At 67.7% G+C, this 20,030-nt stretch carries 14 protein-coding genes; 10 read left to right on the top strand and 4 right to left on the bottom strand.

Annotated features, from left to right (window positions below):
* The first annotated feature begins 10 nt into the window (after positions 1 to 10).
* The 4 genes from HNP55_RS21220 to HNP55_RS21205 are packed head-to-tail and all read left to right on the top strand — an operon-like array spanning position 11 to position 4,850.
* Positions 11 to 919: an iron chelate uptake ABC transporter family permease subunit gene (locus HNP55_RS21220; protein WP_221439729.1), complete on the top strand. Its 909-nt coding sequence runs from the start codon at positions 11 to 13 to the stop codon at positions 917 to 919.
* The gene (locus HNP55_RS21215) at positions 916 to 1,686 is read left to right on the top strand and encodes an ABC transporter ATP-binding protein (RefSeq protein WP_184303961.1); all 771 of its coding nucleotides are present in this window, start codon (positions 916 to 918) and stop codon (positions 1,684 to 1,686) included. Before HNP55_RS21220 ends, HNP55_RS21215 begins: the two co-directional genes overlap by 4 nt.
* Entirely contained in the window at positions 1,683 to 2,657 is a 975-nt protein-coding gene (locus tag HNP55_RS21210) for a siderophore ABC transporter substrate-binding protein (RefSeq protein WP_409993765.1), read from the top strand. Before HNP55_RS21215 ends, HNP55_RS21210 begins: the two co-directional genes overlap by 4 nt.
* A gap of 33 nt (positions 2,658 to 2,690) precedes the next feature.
* Positions 2,691 to 4,850, top strand: coding sequence for a TonB-dependent receptor (locus tag HNP55_RS21205; RefSeq protein WP_184303959.1), 2,160 nt, complete (start codon positions 2,691 to 2,693; stop codon positions 4,848 to 4,850).
* 4 nt (positions 4,851 to 4,854) lie between these two features.
* Here HNP55_RS21205 and nadS read toward each other — a convergent pair whose 3' ends face one another.
* The 4 genes from nadS to HNP55_RS21185 form a co-directional block, all read right to left on the bottom strand.
* On the bottom strand, positions 4,855 to 5,253 hold the full coding sequence (gene nadS / locus HNP55_RS21200) for a NadS family protein (RefSeq protein ID WP_246448573.1): 399 nt from the start codon (positions 5,251 to 5,253) through the stop codon (positions 4,855 to 4,857).
* Positions 5,254 to 5,274: 21 nt separating this feature from the next.
* Positions 5,275 to 6,648 carry a UDP-N-acetylmuramate:L-alanyl-gamma-D-glutamyl-meso-diaminopimelate ligase gene (gene mpl, locus HNP55_RS21195; RefSeq protein ID WP_184303958.1) on the bottom strand — a complete coding sequence of 458 codons (1,374 nt, stop codon included), beginning with the start codon at positions 6,646 to 6,648 and terminating at the stop codon, positions 5,275 to 5,277.
* Between the two features lie 8 nt (positions 6,649 to 6,656).
* The gene (gene hemL, locus HNP55_RS21190) at positions 6,657 to 7,943 is read right to left on the bottom strand and encodes a glutamate-1-semialdehyde 2,1-aminomutase (protein ID WP_184303957.1); all 1,287 of its coding nucleotides are present in this window, start codon (positions 7,941 to 7,943) and stop codon (positions 6,657 to 6,659) included.
* A gap of 101 nt (positions 7,944 to 8,044) precedes the next feature.
* A complete protein-coding gene (locus HNP55_RS21185; RefSeq protein WP_348648739.1) occupies positions 8,045 to 9,040 on the bottom strand; it encodes a hydroxymethylpyrimidine/phosphomethylpyrimidine kinase in 996 nt (331 codons plus the stop codon).
* A gap of 248 nt (positions 9,041 to 9,288) precedes the next feature.
* Here HNP55_RS21185 and HNP55_RS21180 point away from each other — a divergent pair, with 248 nt between their 5' ends.
* The 6 genes from HNP55_RS21180 to HNP55_RS21155 all read left to right on the top strand — a co-directional run bounded on the left by HNP55_RS21180 (position 9,289) and on the right by HNP55_RS21155 (position 19,871).
* Positions 9,289 to 9,441 (top strand): rubredoxin, encoded by a 153-nt coding sequence (locus tag HNP55_RS21180; RefSeq protein WP_124450315.1) that lies wholly within the window; start codon positions 9,289 to 9,291, stop codon positions 9,439 to 9,441.
* A gap of 170 nt (positions 9,442 to 9,611) precedes the next feature.
* Positions 9,612 to 9,986 carry a PleD family two-component system response regulator gene (locus HNP55_RS21175; RefSeq protein WP_124450313.1) on the top strand — a complete coding sequence of 125 codons (375 nt, stop codon included), beginning with the start codon at positions 9,612 to 9,614 and terminating at the stop codon, positions 9,984 to 9,986.
* Positions 9,987 to 10,051: 65 nt separating this feature from the next.
* The gene (locus HNP55_RS21170) at positions 10,052 to 10,417 is read left to right on the top strand and encodes a PleD family two-component system response regulator (protein WP_184303955.1); all 366 of its coding nucleotides are present in this window, start codon (positions 10,052 to 10,054) and stop codon (positions 10,415 to 10,417) included.
* 4 nt (positions 10,418 to 10,421) lie between these two features.
* Positions 10,422 to 10,976: a chemotaxis protein CheW gene (locus tag HNP55_RS21165; protein WP_184303953.1), complete on the top strand. Its 555-nt coding sequence runs from the start codon at positions 10,422 to 10,424 to the stop codon at positions 10,974 to 10,976.
* Positions 10,977 to 11,124: 148 nt separating this feature from the next.
* Complete coding sequence (locus HNP55_RS21160; RefSeq protein ID WP_184303951.1) at positions 11,125 to 13,455, top strand: methyl-accepting chemotaxis protein; 2,331 nt, start codon at positions 11,125 to 11,127, stop codon at positions 13,453 to 13,455.
* 23 nt (positions 13,456 to 13,478) lie between these two features.
* On the top strand, positions 13,479 to 19,871 hold the full coding sequence (locus tag HNP55_RS21155; RefSeq protein WP_221439728.1) for an Hpt domain-containing protein: 6,393 nt from the start codon (positions 13,479 to 13,481) through the stop codon (positions 19,869 to 19,871).
* The last annotated feature ends 159 nt before the right edge of the window (positions 19,872 to 20,030 follow it).

Raw genomic sequence — 20,030 nt, 5'->3', positions numbered from 1 at the left:
GATATTGCTCATGCTGTTGCTGCTGCTCGGGCTGGCCTTGCTCTTTGTGTTCGCCGGTGCGGGGCTGGACTACGGCTATGTGATCCCGAAACGCCTGCTGCGGCTGGGGGCCATGGTCGTGGGCGGCTGCTGCGTGGCGCTCTCGGCCATCCTGTTCCAGACCCTGGTCGGCAACCGCATCCTCACGCCGGCGGTGATGGGCTATGAGTCGGTCTATCTGCTGTGGCAGGCGCTGCTCCTGCTGCTGCCGGGCCTGTTTGGCGTGGGCGGCTTTCTCAGCGCCGTGCTGCTGATGCTGGGCTATTCCTGGGGCCTGCAGCGCTGGCTGCTGAGCGAAACCGGTGAGGACGTCTACCGCCTGCTGCTGCTGGGCCTGGTGCTGAGCATGCTGATGGGCACGGCCACGCAATTCATCCAGCTGCGCATCAGCCCCGGCGAATTCATGCTGTTCGAGAGCCTGAGCCAGACCTCGTTCAACCGGGTGCGGCCCCAGGCCCTGCTGCTCGCGGCCCTGGCCCTGGCCGCCGTGGGCCTGGCGCTGCGCCGGGCGCTGCCGGTGCTGGACGTGCTGGCGCTGGGGCGGGAGCAGGCGCAGGCGCTTGGCGTGGAGCCGGGCCGGCAGCTGCGCCGCGGCCTGGCCTGGATCGCCCTGCTGGTCGCGGTCTCCACCAGCCTGATCGGGCCCACGGCCTTGATGGGCATCCTGGTGGCCCATATCGCCTACGCGCTGGCCGGCAGCAGCCGGCACCGGCTGACGTTGCCCCTAGGCTGCGCCGTGGCCGTGGCGCTTTTCATCGCCGCCCAGTTGCTGGTCGAGCATGTCTTCAACTACCGGACCACCGTGGCCATCCTGGTCAATCTGGTTTGCGGTGCATATTTTCTGGCGCTGACGCTGCGCGCCCGGGGCTTGTTTGCATGATCAGCGTTCACCAATTGAGCCAACGCCATGGCGGCCGGACCGTGCTGTCCGGCGTCAACGCCGAATTCCCGCCCGGTCGCATGAGTGCGCTGATCGGCCCCAATGGCGCCGGCAAGTCCACGCTGCTGATGCTGATGGCGCGCTTGCAGCAGCCCTGGGGCGGCGAGATCCGGCTGGCCGGCCGCCCGGTGGCGGACATCCCGCTCGCCGAGTACGCGCGCCAGGTCGCCACGCTGCGCCAGTCGCCCGGCCTGAGCCTGCGGCTGCGGGTGGAGGAGCTGGTCGCCTTCGGGCGCTTCCCGCATGGCCGCGGCCGGCTGGGGCCGGCCGATCACCAGGCCATTGCCGCGGCGCTCGACTTCCTCTCGCTGACGCCCTTGCGGCAGGCCTATCTCGACGAGCTGAGCGGTGGCCAGCGCCAACTGGCCGCGCTGGCCATGTGCATCGCGCAGCAGACCCCGCTGCTGCTGCTGGACGAGCCGCTCAACCACCTCGATATGAAGCATGGCCTGCAAATCATGCGGGCGCTGCGCCGCCTCTGCGACGAGCAGGGGCGCACCGTGGTGCTGGTGATCCACGACATCAATTTCGCCGCCAATTACGCCGACCACATCGTCGCGCTCAAGGATGGGGCCTTGCATTGCAGCGGCCCGGCCGAGCAGGTGGCGAGCGAGGCCTGCTTGTGCGAGCTCTACGAGATCGACTTCGAAATCCTGCGGCGCGAGCGCGTCCGCCTGTGCAATTACTTCAAGCCCCAAGGAGCATGACCATGACATTCCAGTGCCGACCTTGCCAGCTGCTGTTCGCGCTGGCCCTGGCGGCGGCCCTGCCGGGCTGTAGCGACAAGCCCGCTGAGCCGCCAGCGGCCGCGCAAACGCTGGCCGCGCCCATCAGCATCGAGCACAAGCTGGGCCGCACCCTGATCAGCCAGCGCCCGCAGCGGGTGGCGGTGCTGGACATGAACGAGGCCGATTTCCTCGACCAGCTGGGCGTGCCGATCGCGGGCATGGTGAAGGACTATGTGCCGCACTTCCTGGCTCGCTACAAGGACGCCGCCCAGGTGCAGGACCTGGGCGCCATCGTGCAACCCAATCTGGAGCGCCTGCACGCGCTCAAGCCCGACCTGATCCTGATGACACCTTTGCAAGCCCAGCATTACCAGGAGCTGAGCGAGATCGCGCCCAGCCTGCATTACGACGTGGACTTCGGCAATAGCCAGGGCCGGCATATCGCCGTGCTCAAGCAGCATCTGCTGGACCTGGGCCGCATCTTCGGCCGGGAGGAACTGGCCGAGCGCCGCGCGGCCGAGCTGGAGGCCCGGCTGGCGCAGGCCCGGCGCGTGACCGCGGGCCGGCCCGAGAAGGCCTTGATCGTGCTGCACAACAACGGCGCCTTCAGTTCTTTTGGCCCGCAGTCGCGCTACGGCTTTGTGTTCGATGCGCTGGGCGTGCAGCCGGCCGGCCAGGCGGCCGAGTCCGGCCTGCATGGCCAGCCCATCTCCAGCGAGTTCATCCAGCAGGCCGACCCCGACATCCTCTACGTGGTGGACCGCACGGCCGTGATGGAGCGCCGCCCGGTGATGGACGCCGAGCGCATGGCCAACCCGCTGCTGCGCCAGACCAAGGCCTGGAAGAGCGGCCGCGTGGTCTTCGTCGACGCCGACGCCTGGTACATCACGGCCGCCAGCCTCAGCTCCCTGCACATCGTCATCAACGACGTGCTCAAGGGCTATCAATAAGTAAGAAATTATTCAAACTGAAAGGAGTTTGTCTTGATCCATCGATTCACTCGCCATCGCAGCACCGCCCTGGCATGCAAGGCCTTGCTCGCCGGCCTGAGCGCCCTGCCGGCCTGGGCCCAGCCGACCGAAGCCAGCGAGGCCGCGCCCGCGCTGCCCATCGTGCGGGCCAAGGCCCAGGCAGGGCCGGCGGCCAAGGTCTATCCGGGCGGCCAGGTGGCGACCGAGGGCCGGCTCGGCCTGCTGGGGGAAAAGGACTTCATGGAGACCCCCTTCAGCACCATCAGCTACACCAGCCAGCGCATCGCCGACCGCCAGGCCAAGGACATCACCGAGGTGATCGCCGCCACCGACCCGACGGTGTTCAGCAACGGCGTCACCGGCGCCTGGAGCGAGAACTACTCGATCCGGGGTTTTGCCGCCAACACCGGCGACGTGATGGTCGGCGGCCTGTTCGGCATGGCGCCTTTCTACCGCAGCTCGCCCGAGATGTTCGAGCGCATCGAGGTGCTCAAGGGCCCCTCGGCCCTGCTGATGGGCATGCCGCCGGGCGGCTCGGTGGGGGGCGCGATCAATCTGGTGCCCAAACGCGCCGGGGATGAGGCGCTGAGCCGCCTGACGACCACCTATCTGTCCCAGGCCCAGCTGGGCGCCCACCTCGACCTGGGGCGGCGCTTTGGCGAGCGCAAGCAGCTGGGCCTGCGCTTCAACGCCGTCTACCGGGATGGCGAGGGCGCCGTCAAGCAGCAGGACAAAAAAGTGCAGCTGGCCGCCCTGGGCCTGGACTGGCGAGGTGAGCGCGTGCGCTGGTCCGCCGACCTCTATCGCAGTGAGGACTTTGTGGCCGGCCCGGCGCGCGGCATTGTGCTGGCGGCGGGCGTGGCCGTGCCCCGGCCGCCCCGACCCGACATCCTGCTCAACCCGCCCTGGGGCCATGTGCAGACCCGCGATCAAGCGGCCCTGCTGCGCGGCGAGTTCCAGCTGGCCGAGCAGCTGCAAGCCCATCTGGCCCTGGGCAGCAGCAAGACCCGCTACGAGTACAACGGCGCCATGGCGGCCGAGCTGCAAGACAGCGCCGGCACCTACCTCACGCGCATAGGCCAGCTGGCCTTCGATGTGGACAAGCGCTCGGCCGAGCTGGGCCTGCGCGGGCGCGTGCGCACCGGCGCCGTCGATCATCAGCTGAGCCTGAGCCTCACGCATTACGAGCACCAGCAGAACGACTACGGCCGCCGGCGCGTGCCCGGCTCGGACTGGACCACCAACCTCTACCAACCCGTCTGGGGTCCGGCCGCCGAGTTCATCGCGCCGCCCATCTTCAAGACCGCGCTGCGGCTGAACAGCTATGGCGTGGCGGACACCCTGTCCTTCGCCCAGCAGCGCCTGCAACTGACCCTGGGCCTGCGCCGCCAGCAGGTGCTCAGCGACAACCTCAATGTGGACACCGGGGCGCTCGTCTCGCGCTACGAGCAGGGCGCCACGACGCCGGTCGTCGCCCTGCTGTTCAAGGCCTCGGATTCGCTGTCCCTGTATGCCAATTACATCGAGGGGCTCAGCCAGGGCGCCAAGGCGCCGATGGGCACTGAAAACGCGGGCGATGAGTTCCCGCCTTACAAGACCCAGCAAAAGGAGCTGGGCCTCAAGCTCGACCAGGGCGAGTTTGTCCACACCCTCAGCCTGTACGAGATCAGCCGCCCTAGCAGCATGATCGATCCGCTCAGCAAACGCTTTTCTTTTGGTGGCGAACAGCGCAACCGGGGTGTGGACTGGAGCTTCTTCGGCACGGCCCAGCGCGGCCTGCGGCTGATGGGTGGGCTGGCCTATGTGGACCCCAAGCTGACCCGCAGCGCCGGTGGCGTCAACCAGGGCCGCCAGGCCACCGGTGTGCCCAAGTGGCAGGCCAAGCTGGGCGCCGAATGGGATTTGGCGGCCCTGCCGGGCCTGACGCTGACGGCGGGTGCTACGGCGATGTCCCGGCAGTACATCAGCGCCGATAACGCGCTGTCGGTGCCGGGCCGGACGATTTACGACATCGGTGCACGCCATGCCGGCCGCCTGGCCGGCCAGCCGCTGACGCTGAGGGCCCAGGTCGCCAATGTGACGAACAAGGCCTATTGGGGCATGCCGCTGCTGTCCAGCCTGGCGCTGGGCGCGCCACGCACCGTCATGGTCTCGGCGGCGCTGGATTTCTGAGCGCTCAAGTGTGAAGTGACTTCAGGGCCACTTCGGGTGCGGCGGACATGATTTTGAGCAAGGCGGCCGCAGGCCCGGTGGGCGTGCGCCTGTTTTGCTCCCAGTTCTGCAAGGTCTTGACGCTCACCTGCATCAGGCGGGCGAACTCGCTTTGTGACAGGCCGATCTGTTCCCGCACGGCCTTGGCGTCAGGCCTGGCAACTTCAAATCGGCGTGAGGGCTGGGCCTTGCCCTTGGCGATGGCCTTGGCTTCCTGCAGGCTGCTCACCAGGTCTTCAAACAATGTCTTGTCCATGCCGCGGTACTCATCATCGGTCAGCAAATGGGTGACGAGCCGGGTAAAAGTGGGTGTCTCGATGAAGACCATATGGGTGAATTTATCCGCCAATGGCGGATGACTCAATCGATCTTCAATGCCCCTCGCTCACCCGCCAAACCTGGTCTTCAAGCCCGCCAGCAATTTTTCATGAATGCCCCCAAACCCGCCATTGCTCATGCACAGCAAATGGTCGCCGGGCTTGGCGGCTTGCAGCACGGCCGTGACCAGGGCGTCCACATCGGCGCCGACCTGGGCTTGGGTGCCCATCGGCGCCAGCGCCTCCTTGGCATCCCAGCTCAGACCCGCTTGGTTGCAAAAGCTCAGATCGGATTCTTCCAGCGCCCAGGGCAGCTGGGCCTTCATCGTGCCCAGCTTCATGGTGTTGGAGCGGGGCTCGAAGATGGCCAGGATGCGTTCGCTCGGGTTGACCCGTCGGCGCAGGCCATCAATCGTCGTGCGTATGGCCGTGGGGTGGTGGGCAAAGTCGTCGTAGACCTTGATGCCGGCGACCTCGCCACGTAACTCCATGCGTCGGCGCACGTTCTGGAATGTGGCCAGGGCGGCGGCGGATTGCTCAGGCGCCACGCCCACATGCTCGGCGGCGGCAATCGCGGCCAGGGCGTTGAGCTGGTTGTGCTCGCCGATCAGGCCCCACTCGACTCGCGCCACCTTGAGGCTGCCGCGCAGCACGTCAAAGGCCTGCGGTTCGCCGCGGGCGCGCAGGCTGCCGGATTCTTCCTTGCGGCCGCCAAAGCGTTGCACCTCGCTCCAGCAGCCGCGGTCCAGCACGCGCTGCAGCGCCTCCTCACGGGCATTGGCCACGATGCAGCCGCCGGCCGGCACGGTGCGCACCAGGTGGTGGAACTGGGTCTCGATGGCGGCCAGGTCGGCAAAGATGTCGGCGTGGTCGAACTCGAGGTTGTTCAGCACGGCGGTGCGCGGCCGGTAGTGCACAAACTTGCTGCGCTTGTCGAAGAAGGCGGTGTCGTACTCATCGGCCTCGATGACGAAGGTCTTGCCCGCGCCCAGCTTGGCGCTGACGCCAAAGTTCTGCGGCACGCCGCCCACCAAGAAGCCCGGCTGCAGGCCGGCCTGTTCCAGGATCCAGGCCAGCATGGAGGTGGTCGTGGTCTTGCCATGGGTGCCGGCCACGGCCAGCACATGGCGGCCGGCCAGCACATGCTCGGCCAGCCACTGCGGGCCGCTGGTGTAGGGGGCGCCGGCGTCCAGGATGGCTTCCATCAGCGGGAATTTTTCGCCGCGTGTGACCACATTGCCGATCACGAAGACGTCGGGCTGGAGCGCCAGTTGCTCGGCGCCGAAGCCTTGGGTCAGCTCAATGCCCAAGGCTTGCAACTGCTCGCTCATGGGTGGGTAAACATTGGCATCGCAGCCGGTGACGCGGTGACCGGCCTCGCGCGCCAGCGCCGCCAGGCCGCCCATGAAAGTGCCGCAGATGCCGAGGATGTGGATGTGCATAGCTGTGTTCAGCGCAAGACCTTGCGGGCCGCTTCCAGGGTCTGGTTGAGGTCGGCGTCGCTGTGGGCGGCCGAGACAAAGCCGGCTTCGTACAGCGCGGGCGCGAGGTAGATGCCCTCGTCCAGCATGCCGTGGAAGAAGCGGTTGAAGCGTTCCTTGTCCGTCTTCATCACGGTCTGGTATTCCTGCGGCAGTTGATCCATCAGGAAGAAGCCGAACATGCCGCCCTGGGCATCGACGCTGAAGGGCACGCCGTTCTCCTTGGCGACGCCGGCCAGGCCGTCCACCAGGGCGCGTGTTTTGGCCGTTAGCGATTCAAAAAAGCCGGGCTTCTGGATCTCGCGCAGCGTGGCCAGGCCGCAGGCGGTGGCGACGGGGTTGCCGCTCAAGGTGCCGGCCTGGTAGACGCCGCCCAGCGGGGCCAGATGCTTCATGATCGCGCGGCTGGCGCCAAAGGCCGCCAGCGGCATGCCGCCGCCTATGACCTTGCCGAACACGCTGATATCGGGCTTGAAGCCGGGGATCAGGCTGGCGTAATGGCCTTGGGCGCTGGCCAGGCCGACGCGGAAGCCGGTCATCACCTCGTCCAGCACCAGCAGGGCGCCGTGCTCGGTGCAGAGCTCGCGCAGGCGCTTCATGTACGCGGTCTGGGTGCGCACGAAATTCATATTGCCGGCGATGGGCTCGATGATGACGCAGGCCAGCTCCTTGCCGTGCAGGGCGAAGGCTTCTTCCAGCTGGGCCAGGTGGTTGAATTCCAGCACCAGGGTGTGCTGGGCCACCTCGGCCGGCACGCCGGCGCTGGTGGGGTGGCCGAAGGTGGCCAGGCCCGAGCCGGCCTTGACCAGCAAGGCGTCGGTATGGCCGTGGTAGCAGCCCTCGAACTTGATGAACTTGCTGCGGCCGGTGGCGCCGCGCGCCAGGCGGATGGCGCTCATCGTCGCCTCGGTGCCCGAGCTGACCAGGCGCACCTGCTCCATGCTGGGCACCAGCTTGAGGATTTCTTCGGCCAGCTCGATCTCGCGCTCGGTCGGCGCGCCGAAGGAGAAGCCCTCCTGCGCCGCCTGGGTGACGGCCGCCAGCACGGCCGGGTGGCCGTGGCCCAGAATCATCGGGCCCCAGGAGCCGATGTAGTCCACATAACGCTTGCCATCGGCGTCAAAGATGTAGGCGCCCTCGCCGCGGGTGATGAAGCGGGGCGTGCCACCGACGGCGCGGAAGGCGCGCACGGGCGAGTTGACGCCACCAGGGATCACGCGCTGGGCGCGCTCGAACAAGACTTGGTTTTGTGACATGGCAGGAACAGCGGTCTGATGGAGGCTATAAAGAAAAAAGGGCGGGCCTGGCCCGCCCGTACAGGTATTGATTTACACGCTTGTACCGGGGTCGGCAAGGGTCAGTGCATGCGGCGCGGCGGGCGGCCCGCCACAGGGCCATCGTCCAGGCCCGGGCCGCCGGCATCCAGCTCGGCCGCGGCCGCTGCAGCCTCGGCGGCCGCGGCTTCCTCTTCTTCCTCATTGGGCGGCAGGGCCCAGAAGAAGCGGTCGGGGATGGCATTGCCCATGCCGGGGCGGTAGCCCGCGTCCAGGGCCTGGTCCAGAAAGGACAGGGCCTCGCCGACGGCGGCGTGGATCTCGGCGCCGACCGAGAGCAGGGCGGCCAGGGCGGCCGAGAGGGTGTCGCCGGCGCCGACGAAATTGATGTCGAAACGCTCGAACTTCTCGCCCGTCACCGGGCCCTGGGGCGTGGCCAGCACATTGTCGACAAACTGGTTGGGCAGGCTGATGCCCGTCACCAGCACATGGGCGGCGCCATGCTGGCCGGCGGCCACGGCCAGCTCGCGCGGCGAGGCGGGGCGGTCGGCATCCCAGTCGGGCAGCAAAAAGTCGGTCAGGGTCTTGTGATTGCCGACCAGCACATGGGTCTGCGGCAGGATCAGTTCGCGGAAGGAGTCCAGATAGCTTTGCTGCTGCTCTTCGTCCAGCCAGGCCACATTGGGCAGATAGGCGACCAGGGGCACGTCGGGGTAGTCGGACAAGACCTCGGCCACGGCGCTGACGCCCTCGGCGCTGCCCAGAAAGCCCACCTTCCAGGCGGTGATGGGGATGTCTTCCAGGATCAGCCGGGCCTGCTCGGCGATGGTGTCGGTGTCCAGCGTCATGTGCTCGAACACCTCGGCGGTGTCGCGCAGCACGATGGCGGTGACGATGGGCAGGCAGTGGGCACCCATGGCGGCAATGGTGGCAACGTCGCAGCCCAGGCCGCTCGCACCGCTGGCCTCGCTGGCATTGAAGCTCATCACGCTGGCCGGGGCTTGCGCTCCCTGATCGTCTTCGCTGAGGGCCATGTCAACGGGGTTGGCCGGACGGGCTTTGGGTTCGATTTTGCTCATAAGTTGCGGCGCAAGGTCAGGGTGTTTTCGCAAATCGGCTGGCCGCAGGCGGCGGAGCACAGGCGACCCCTGCCTTTTGGATACTTTGTGCGAATCTCGACAAAAGCCCAGGCACCGGCGGGTAAGTCCCGATAAGTGCTGTTGCATCCTTGTCGATTTCCATACGAAGGCGCAGGAGTCAGCGTGGCTACAATCTTTGCATTGTAGTGAGCAAAAAGATAAGCATCGTGAGCGAAGCAAGTACCTGGATGTGCCTGATCTGCGGCTGGATTTATGACGAGGCTGCAGGCGATCCGGAACATGGCATTGCCCCGGGTACTGTTTGGGCCGATGTGGATATGAACTGGACCTGTCCCGAATGCGGGGCACGCAAGGATGACTTCGAAATGGTCCGCATTTAATTAATTAGAGACTGGGTCGAATTCAAAAAGGGCCGTAGGGCCAAGTCCCGCGGGCAGCCACCATCATCAGGTGGTTTGTTGTATCTGCTGCCAGGCTCTCCCCCTGATTCGTTTGGTTTTGCTGAGAAAGAGGCTAGGACGTGCAAGTTCCTGAAGGTCCCGAAAGCAGCGTGACTGCGGCAAGAGTGCTGGTCATTGATGACAGCAACACCATACGGCGTAGCGCCGAAATCTTTCTCAAGCAGGCCGGCCATGACATCGTCTTGGCCGAAGACGGCTTTGATGCGCTGGCCAAGCTCAGCGACTTCGAGCCCGATCTGGTCTTCTGCGACATCCTGATGCCGCGCCTCGACGGCTACCAGACCTGCGCCATCATCAAGCGCAACCCACAGTTTTCTTCGGTCCCTGTGATCATGCTGTCCTCCAAGGACGGCTTGTTCGACAAGGCGCGCGGCCGCATGGTCGGCTCGCAGGACTATCTGACCAAACCCTTCACCAAAGATCAGTTGCTCAAGGCCGTGCAGATGCACCGGCGTGTTGCTTGATGCCCGCCTCAAGCGCTTTGATCGACTTGATCGCGTCCCCTGGCCTCATCGATTGAGGACGAATAATGCCTATCCAAAAAATACTGTTGGTCGATGACTCCAAGACCGAGCTGCATGTGCTCAGCGAACTGCTGCTCAAGCGTGGTTACTCGGTGCGCACGGCCGAGAACGGCGAAGAAGCCCTCAAGCGCCTGGCCGAAGAGAAGCCCGATCTCATCCTGATGGATGTGGTGATGCCCGGCCAGAACGGTTTCCAGCTCACCCGCACCATCACTCGCGACGAGCGTTATGCCGATCTGCCGGTGATCATGTGTACCAGCAAGAATCAGGAGACCGACAAGGTCTGGGGCATGCGCCAGGGTGCGCGCGACTACGTCGTTAAACCGGTCAAGGCCGAGGAGTTGTTGGCCAAGATCAAGGCCCTGGGCTGATCTGATGAGCAATAAAGAAGCCCTGCGTGAATTGCAGCAGCGCCTGGCGCAACGCATGCAGGCCGCACGCGAGCAGCAGGCGCCGGGTGCCGCCTGGTTGGCGGTGGAGTGCGGGGGGCAGGGCCTCTTGTTCTCGCTCAAGCATGCGGCCGAAATCTTCGCACCCGTGCCGCTCAAGCCTCTGCCTTATGCCAAGCCCTGGATGATGGGGGTGGCGAATCTGCGCGGCGGCTTGTTCACCGTGGTGGATCTGGCTGTTTTCCTGGGCCTGCGGGCGCCGGGCGCGGCCGAAGTGCGGACCCCGTCGGGCCAGCAGGGCCAGGCGCGCCTGGTTTCGCTCAACCCGGAGATGAATTCCAACTGCGCCTTGCTGGTGGACCGCCTGGCCGGCCTGCGCAGCGAGGAGCAGCTCAAGGCCCAGCCTCTGACGGCGGCCGAGCAGGAAGGGCGACCCCGCTTTGCCGGCCAGCGCATGCTGGACGCGCAGGGGCGGTCCTGGCAGCAAGTGCATTTGGATGCGCTGTCAAAGCATGAACAGTTTTTGCAAGTTGTGGTCTGATCCGCGGCGGACTGCGGTGGCACAGCCCATTTGAGCAGCCCCGGGCCGGCCGCGCCGGAACAAGAAAAATGGCCGATCTCAGGGCGGAACAGGGATCGGCGAACAATCGACATCGAGTGACGTCGAGTGACATCGAGAAGAGGGTGAGATGAGCTTTCTGGACAAGATCAAGAATCTGGGCAAGACCGAGGGCGAGGCCCATGCGTTTGGCGTGGATGCAGCGAGCGTGGGCGGTACGCCCGCCACGACGGCCCTGAATGGCGCGCAAGGCTATGAGGCCGGCGAGCCGGACAGCGAGGCCTCTCAACCGGTGTCTTCCTCCTCATCCATCATCTCGGAGGCGGTGCCGACCGAATTCACGCCGCCCGACTTCGGCACGACGACGGCCAGCTTCAACACCACCACCAGCGCCGCCGAGGCCCTGGCCCTGCCGGCCGCAGCGCCCGCTATTGCGGCCAAGCGCCACCAGACCCTGCTCACCGCCCTGGTGGTCCTGGGCCTGCTGGGCACGGCCGCCACGGTCAGCCTGACGATCCTGAACAGCTCGCGCAGCGCGGCCCAGGTGCGTGCCACCGGCCAGGCCTTGATGCAGTCGCAGCGCATGGCCAAGTCCGTCACCTCGGCCCTGGTGGGCAAGCCCGAGGCCTTTGCCGAATTGCGCGAAAGCGTCAGCACCATGGCCACGGTGGTCAAGGACCTGCGCTCGGGCGAGGGCGAGCTGGCCAAGGCCCCCCACTCGGCCCAGGCCAGCCTGGACGCGGTGCTGCCCCTGGTGGAGCGTGCCGAAGCCAGCGGCAAGGTGGTGAAGTCGCAGGAAAAGGCCTTGACCGAAGTCGGCCAGGCCTTGCGCGCCATCAACAAGCAATCGGGTGATCTGCTGGAAAGCGCCGAGTCCGTCTCGGCCGAGGCCTTGCAGCAAGGCGCCTCCACCGCCGAAATCTCCGCCGCCGGCCAGCTGGTGATGCTGACCCAGCGCATCGGCAAGAGCGCCAACGAGTTCCAGACCCAGGAGGGCGTCAGCCCCGAGGCGGTGTTCCTGCTGGGCAAGGACTTGAACTCCTTCAAGCTGATCACCGAAGCCCTGATCAGCGGCAACCCCGAGCTGCACCTGAATGGCGTGCGTGACGCCGGCCTGAAGGCGCGCCTGAACACCTTGCTGAAGCAGTACGAGCAGACGCGCAGCCAGGCTGCGGTGATTCTGGGCAATCTGCAGGGCCTGGTGTCGGCACGCGAGGCGCAGACCAGCATCCTGGCCGATGCCGAGCCGCTGCGCAAAGGCCTGGAACAGGTCGCGCAGGAACTTGAATCGGCCGGCGGTATCAATCTGCCCCTGGTGGTGGTGATGCTGGCCTCGCTGGCCGCCCTGGTGGCCGGTGCGCTGGGATTTTTGCGCCTCTACGTGGCCGATCAGGGCCAGCGTGCGGCCATGGCCGAGTCGCAAAAGCAGGAAGCCGAGGCGCAGGAGCGCGAGGCCAAGCGCGTCAACGACGCCAACCAGGCCGCGATTTTGCGTTTGATGAATGAGCTGCAGACGGTGGCCGAGGGCGACCTGACCCAGCAGGCCACGGTGACGGAAGACATCACCGGCGCCATCGCCGACTCGGTCAACTACACGGTGGAAGAGCTGCGCAATCTGGTCAGCCAGGTGCAGAGCACGGCCGCCCGCGTGACCGACACCACCGGCCAGGTGGACCAGACCTCCACCGATCTGCTGGCGGCCTCGAAAGAGCAGCTGCACGAGATCCGCTCCACCGGCGAGGCCGTGCTGCAGATGGCGGGTCGCATCAACGAGGTGTCCACCCAGGCGCAGGCCACGGCCCAGGTGGCGCGCCAGTCGCGTGAGGCGGCGGAGTCGGGCCTGCAGGCCATGCAGAACAATATCAGCGGCATGAACTCCATCCGCGACCACATTCAGGAAACCTCCAAGCGCATCAAGCGCCTGGGCGAGTCTTCGCAGGAAATCGGCGAGATCACCGAGCTGATCTCCGACATTACCGAACAGACCAATGTGCTGGCGCTGAACGCCGCCATCCAGGCCGCCTCGGCCGGCGAGGCCGGTCGTGGCTTCTCGGTGGTTGCCGAGGAAGTTCAGCGTTTGGCCGAACGCTCGGGCGATGCGACCCGCCGCATTGCCGCCCTGGTCAAGACCATTCAGACCGACACCCACGACGCCGTGGCCGCCATGGAGCGCTCGACCTTGGGGGTGGTGCAGGGCACGCGCCTGTCCGACGCGGCCGGCAAGGCGCTGGAAGAGATCGACAGCGTGTCGCGCCGCCTGGACGATTTGATCGCCCAGATTTCCAGCCAGGCGCTCAGCGAAGCCGCGTCCGCCAACGAGGTGGCCGAGAACATCCAGCACATTTTTGCCGTCACCGAGCAGACCAGCGAGGGCACTCGCTCGACCGCCCAGATGGTGCATGAGCTGTCCCGTTCTGCCGACGCCTTGAAGGCCTCGGTGGCCCGGTTCAAGGTCGCCTGAGGCAAGAGGCAGCGATGGAGCTCTTGTCCTCAAACCCACGCCAGTCCCGCACCGCGTCGGGTGGCCGAGACGTGCCGGAGTTTCGCGATTCGCAACTGCCGCGCGATGCTCAGGATTCCGAACTGCCGGTCGACCTGAGCCCGCTGGCCTGGGTGCAGGAGGAGTTGCGCCGCTCGCTGGAGACGGTGCACAAATCGCTGCGCCGCCATCTGCGCGACGGCGAGACCCGTTTGTCCAGTTTCGCCGCGCTGGCGGGTGGCACGGCCGAAGGTTCGGCCCATTCGCCCTTGCTGGCGGCGGCCGCGCAGCTGCACCAGGTGGCGGGCGTGTTGTCGCTGGTGGGCCTGCCCGCCGGCGCCACCGTCTTGCGCGCGGCCGAGCAGGCGGTGTCGAATCTGGCCCAGCATCCGGCCCATATCGATCTGCCCAAGGTGGAGATCATCGAGCGGGCCGACTTCGCCCTGCTGTCGCTGATCTCGCGCATGCTGGCCGGCACACCGGCCTCGGCCCTGAGCCTGTTCCCCAGCTTCCGCGAGCTGCAGGCCTTGAACGGCGTGGAGCGCATCCACCCCGCCGATCTCTGGACTTTTGATTGGCGCTGGCGCGAGTTGCCCGAGGACGTCAGCGCGCAAGCCCAGGCTCCGGCGGCCCTGCGCGGTCCCTTCGAGGCGGCCTTGCTCAGGCAGATGCGCGAGTCCAACAAGGCGATGGCCCGCGCCTACGCCGCCAAGCTCAGCGATCTGTGCGCGGCCCTGGCCGCCGCTCTGGTCGGCGCGCCGCGCAGCCGCATGCTGTGGCAGCTGGCGGCCGCCCAGTTCGAGGCCCAGGCCCAGGGCCTGTTGGTGGCCGACCCCTTTGTCAAGCGCCTGGGCTCACGCCTGCTGGCGCAGCTGCGTGCGGTGGACAAGGGCGATGCGGCCGTCAACGAGCGCCTGGCGCATGACCTGCTGTTCTTCTGCGCCCAAAGCGCCTTGCCCGGCCCCAAGGAGAGCGCTCCCCGCCTGCTGGTGGTGCGCGCCAACTTCAATCTGCCCGATCAGCCTCCCGGCGACTACGAGGACGAAAGCCTGGGGCGCATCGACCCCGCCTGGGTGAGCCAGGGCCGGCGCCGTGTCGGCGCGGCCAAGGAATCCTGGGGCACGGTGGCCGAGGGCGAGACCCATCGCCTGGCCGGCCTGGACGAGCAGTTCGCCAGCCTGGCCGATTCCCTGCAGCGCCTGTTCCCGGGCGGCGCCGTGCTGGGCGAGATGCTGCAGCGCGCCGTTGTCAGCACCCTGCGTTCGGGCAAGCCGCCGCCGGCCCCGCTGGCGATGGAGGTGGCCACCAGCCTGCTGTATGTGGAGGCCGCGCTGGACGATCAGGCCTTCGACCAGCCCGAGCAGGCCCAGCGCGTCAAGCGCCTGGCCGGCCGCATCGAGTCCGTCGCCCGCGGCGCCACGCCCGAGCCGCTGGAAGCCTGGATGGAGGACCTCTACCGCCGCGTCTCCGACCGCCAGACCCTGGGCAGCGTCGTGCATGAGCTGCGCGCCAGCCTGGCCGAGGTCGAGCGCCTGGCCGATGAATACTTCCGCGACCCCAGCCAGCGCGAGCGCCTGATCCCGGTGCCGGGTCAGCTCTCCGCCATGCGCGGCGTGCTGACCGTGCTGGGCCTGAGCCATGCGGCGCAGGCCTGCGTGCGCATGCGTGACGAGGTCGACCGCCTGGCCAGTACCGAGGTCGATGTGGCCCGCGCCGCGCCGCGCGAGCTGTTCGACCGCCTGGCCAATAATCTCGGCGCCCTGGGTTTTCTGATCGATATGCTGGGCGTGCAGCCCGCCCTGGCCAAACGCATGTTTGTGTTTGACGAGGCCACGGGTCGTCTGAGCCCGCTGATGGGCCGCAACCATGCCGAGGCTGCCGCCGATATGGCGGCCCCGGTCCCGGCGCCGGCCGCCGCGTCCAGCCCGGCACCGGCGTCGGCGCCGGTGCTGCCGCCCATGCCCGCACGCCCCGTGCAAGTCGCCCAGCCGCCGGCCTCCTTCGACCCGGAGATGCGCGAGATCTTCATGGAAGAGGCCCGCGAGGTGCTGCTCACGGCCCGCGAGGCCTTGGCCAAGCTGCGCAGCGAGGGCCAGAGCCGCGAGCAGCTGACCGTGCTGCGCCGCGCCTTCCACACCCTCAAGGGCAGCTCCCGCATGGTGGGCCTGGAGGACTTTGGCGAAGGTGCCTGGGCTTGCGAGCAGCTTTACAACGTGCGCCTGAGCGATGCCTTGCCGCCCTCCGGCAACGAGCATCTGCTGGACTTCAGCGCCGAGGCCCTGGACTATCTGGGCCAGTGGTGCGAGCAGATCGCCGCGCCGCAGCCCGGCCTGTCCGAGCCCCTGCATTACTCCGGCCCCTTGCGGCATGGCGCCGACGCCCTGCGCCTGCAGGGCCTGCGCGTGCCCCTGCTCGAAGAGCCGGCGGAGCCAGCCGCGCCTGCCATGCCGGACCTGGGCCTCACCGAGCCCAGTATTTTCGAGCCGGCCGCTGCGGTCCCGCCCGAGCCCGCCGTGGCCGCGCCCGAGCATGCCGGCTTCCAGTCCACCGAGCTGGGCTCGCCGCTGGAGTTTGCGCTGACGCAGCAGCTCGAGTTTCCGGTCACCCACCATATCGACCTCCCGCCCACCGAGGTGGTGGAGCGCTTGCTCCTGGACCTGCCGCCCGAGGCCACGCCGGTGCCGGACGAGCCGGTTCAGCCACCCGCGCCCACGGACGCCGAGGTGCAGGCCGAGTTCCTGGCCTTGCTGGAACCCGAGCAGGCGCAGGCGATTGCCGCCGTGCTGCATCCGGCCGAAGCGCCGGAGCAGGCCACGGCCGCTTTCGCCCCGGCGCCTGGCCTGGACGAGGACGAGCCGCCCTTTGTGCTGCAGCTGCCCGATGAGGCCTCGGCGGTCGCGAGCGCGCCGCCGGCCGAGTTTGAGCTGCCCGAGTTTGAGCTGCGCCTGGATCTGGGCGAAGAGCTGCCGCCGGTGCCGGCCGAGCCGCCGACGCCCGAGCGCTCCTATCTGTCCGACGCCGATCTGCCCACCCTGACCGAGAGCGCCAGCCTGGACGAGGCCCTGGCCCGGAGCCAAGGCGACGCCCCGCCGGTCTGGGAGGAGACGCAGGTGCCGACCGGCATCGATGCCGGCGCCCCGGTCGATGAAGCCTCGGTGCCGGAGGCCTTGGCCGAAGCCGCCGCCAGCGCCGCTGGCGAGCCGCTCAACGATGCTGCCTTGCTGAGTTCGCTGGACGGTTTGCTCGACGTCGTGCCGGCCGAGCCCGCGGTGGCCGAGCCGGCCGATTTGCTGGAGGCGCTGGCCGCGCCGGAACAAGCTCCGCTTGAAGCCCAGGCCGAAGCCGAAGCCGACGCGGTGCCGCTGCCTAGCCCCGCGCCGGTGCTGGAATTGGTCCGCAACACGCCGCCGCCCGAACTGCTGCAGGAGCAGGAGCAACGCGCCGCCGAGTCCGAGGAAGAGAGCGTCAAGGTCATCGGCCCGATCCGGGTCAGCATCACCTTGTTCAATATCTTCCTGAACGAGGCCGATGAGTTGTCGCGCCGTCTGGGCACCAGCCTGGCCGAGTGGGCGCTGGAGCTGGCCGGCACCGTGCCCGCCAATTGCGAGCCCCTGGCCCATGCCCTGGCGGGCAATGCGGCGGCCGTGCAGTTCGAGGACTTGTCCACCCTGGCGCGTGCGCTGGAGCATGCCCTGGGCCGCGCCCAGCGCACCCGGCATTACAGCGAGGCCGAGGCCCAGATGTTTGTGCAGGCGGCGGACGAGATTCGCCAGCTGCTGCATCAATTCGCCGCCGGTTTCCTGCGCCCGCACGACCCCGCCACCCTGGCCCTGCTGCAGGCCTACCAGCCCGAGGCCGACCCCGAGCTGGAGCTGGACTCGCGTCGCCTGGATCTGGACGAGGAACTGCCTCAGTCTGCCCCTTTCGCCGCCAGCGCCGCCCCCATTCCCGCGGCCCTGGACGACGAGGTCGAGCCCGGCCTGCCGGACGCCATCGATGCCGAGCTCTTCCCCATCTTCGAGGACGAGGCCCAGGAGTTGCTGGGCGAGCTGCATGCCGCCCTGCGCAGCTGGGTGTCGCAGGCGCACGAGCGCAGCGCCGGTGCGGCCTGCATGCGGGCCTTGCACACCTTCAAGGGCGGTGCCCGCCTGAGCGGCGCGATGCGCCTGGGCGAGCAGGCCCATGAGCTGGAAACCGCGGTCGAACGGGCCCTGGCCCAGGCCGATGGGCATGAGATGCCGGCCTTGGAAGAGTTGCTGGCCTTGCAGGCCGGTGCCGACGCCCTGGCCGCCAGTCTGGAAACCCTGCGTGCGGCCCAGCATGCGCCCTCGGTCGCCCCGGCCGCCCCGGCTGTGCCACAGCCGGCCGAGCACTTGGTCGCCGCCGAGGCTTCGGCGCCCGCCTCCGACGAGGCGCAGGCCGCGCCGTCTGCTGGCATCGACTGGTCGCGCTTTGTCGAGACCGACCCGGAGGCCGGCTTTGGCAGCGAGTTCGCGGCCAGTGGTTTGCAAGCCATGGTGCGGGTGCGCGGCAGCTTGCTCGAACGCATGGCCGCCCAGGCCGGCGAGGTCAGCATTCGCCGCACCCGGCTGGAGTCCGAGCTGGCCCAGATGAAGGGTGCCTTGCTGGACCTGGACGATAACCTGGACCGCGTGCGCGCCCAGTTGCGCGAGCTGGAGTTGCAGGCCGAGGCCCAGATGGGCTCGCAGCAGGAACAGCTGCAGCGCGCGGCCGAGCATTTCGATCCCCTGGAGTTCGACCGTTACACCCGCTTCCAGGAGCTGACCCGCATGCTGGCCGAGTCGGTCGGCGACGTGGCCACGCTGCAGCGCTCCTTGCAACGCAATGTGCAGCTGGGTGAGGACGAGCTGGCGGCGCAGTCGCGCCTGACGCGCGAGCTGCAGGACGATTTGCTGCGCACCCGCATGGTGGAGTTCGACAGCCTGTCCGAGCGCATGCACCGCGTGGTGCGCCAGGCGGCGCGCGACACCGGCAAGCAGGCCGAGCTGAGCATCGTTGGCGGCCAGACCGAGCTGGATCGCAGCGTGCTCGAACGCATGGGCGGCGCTTTTGAGCATCTGCTGCGCAATAGCGTGGGCCATGGCATCGAGACGCCGGATGTGCGCCTGGCCGCGGGCAAGCCGGCGCAAGGCCAGCTGCGCCTGAGCCTGCAGCAGGAGGGCAACGAGGTCTTGCTGAACTTCAGCGACGACGGCGCCGGCCTGGACCTGCCCCGCATCCGCGAGCGCGCCATCGAGCTGGCGCTGATGCCGGCCGAGGCCGTCCAGGCGCTCAGCGATGCCGAGCTGATGCAGCTGATCTTCCGCCCCGGCTTCTCCACCGCCACCGAGGTGACCGAAACCTCGGGCCGCGGCGTGGGCATGGACGTGGTGCGGGCCGAGGTGGCCACCTTGGGCGGCACGATAGAAACCGCCTCCAGCACCGGCCAGGGCAGCAACTTCACGCTGCGCCTGCCGCTGACCACGGCGCTGACCCAGGTCGTGCTGCTGCGCTGCGGCGAGCAATCGGTGGCCGTGCCGGCCAGCCTGATGGACTCGGTGCAGCGCCTGCCTAACGATCAGCTTGAACAGGCTTATGCCACGGGCACGCTGAGCCAGGCGGGCCAGGAGCTGCCCTTCTATTGGTTGGGCGGCCTGCTGGGCCAGCCGGGCCGCGGCGTCGCGCATGGCAAGACGGCCTCCATCGTCTTCATGCGCAACAGCCAGCAGCGCCTGGCCCTGCATGTGGACGAGGTCTTGGGCAATCAGGAGGTGGTGGTCAAGCATCTGGGCTCCCAGCTCAGCCGCGTGCCCGGCCTGGCCGGCATCAGCCTGCTGGCCTCCGGCGATGTGGCCTTGATCTACAACCCGCATGCGCTGGCCAGCTGGTACGGTCTTGCCGCCCAGCAAGGCCTGCGCGATCTGCATGTGCAGGCCCAGCAGGCGCTGGCCGGCGAGCAGCTGGGCGCGGCCGCAGCGGCGGCCGAGGACGAGCCGCAGCTGGCGCCGCTGATCCTGGTGGTGGACGACTCCCTGACCGTGCGCCGCGTCACCCAGCGCCTGCTGGAACGTGAGGGCTACCGGGTGCAGCTGGCCAAGGACGGCCTGGATGCGATGGAACGCCTGGCCGAGGAAGAGCTGCCGGCTCTGGTGCTCAGCGATATCGAGATGCCACGCATGGACGGCTTCGACCTGGTGCGCAATATGCGCGGGGACGCACGCCTGGCCGGTCTGCCCGTCATCATGATCACCTCGCGGATTGCGCAAAAACATCGCGACTACGCGCAGGAACTGGGTGTCGACCACTATCTGGGCAAGCCTTACGACGAAGACCAGCTCTTGAAACTGATTGATGGTTACACTTCGACACACATTCCCGACGGAGGGTCGGGGGCGTAGTTCCACACCGGATCGGCATTCGATGCCACGGCCCGGCTTGCAAGAGCCGCGGCCCGTGTCGTCTTGCCGACCCGAGGCTGGGTATCGGGGTGTGAAGTGCCACAAGAGCTCTGAACACTGAGGAAATATGCTGAGGCCCCGTACATGGGGCGATCCAAG

The sequence above is a fragment of the Roseateles oligotrophus genome (assembly GCF_014204525.1).
In the GTDB taxonomy this organism is placed as follows: domain Bacteria; phylum Pseudomonadota; class Gammaproteobacteria; order Burkholderiales; family Burkholderiaceae_C; genus Paucibacter_A; species Paucibacter_A oligotrophus_A.
Note: the sequence above shows the minus strand (reverse complement) of the source record. Positions and strands in the feature narration are given on the sequence as shown.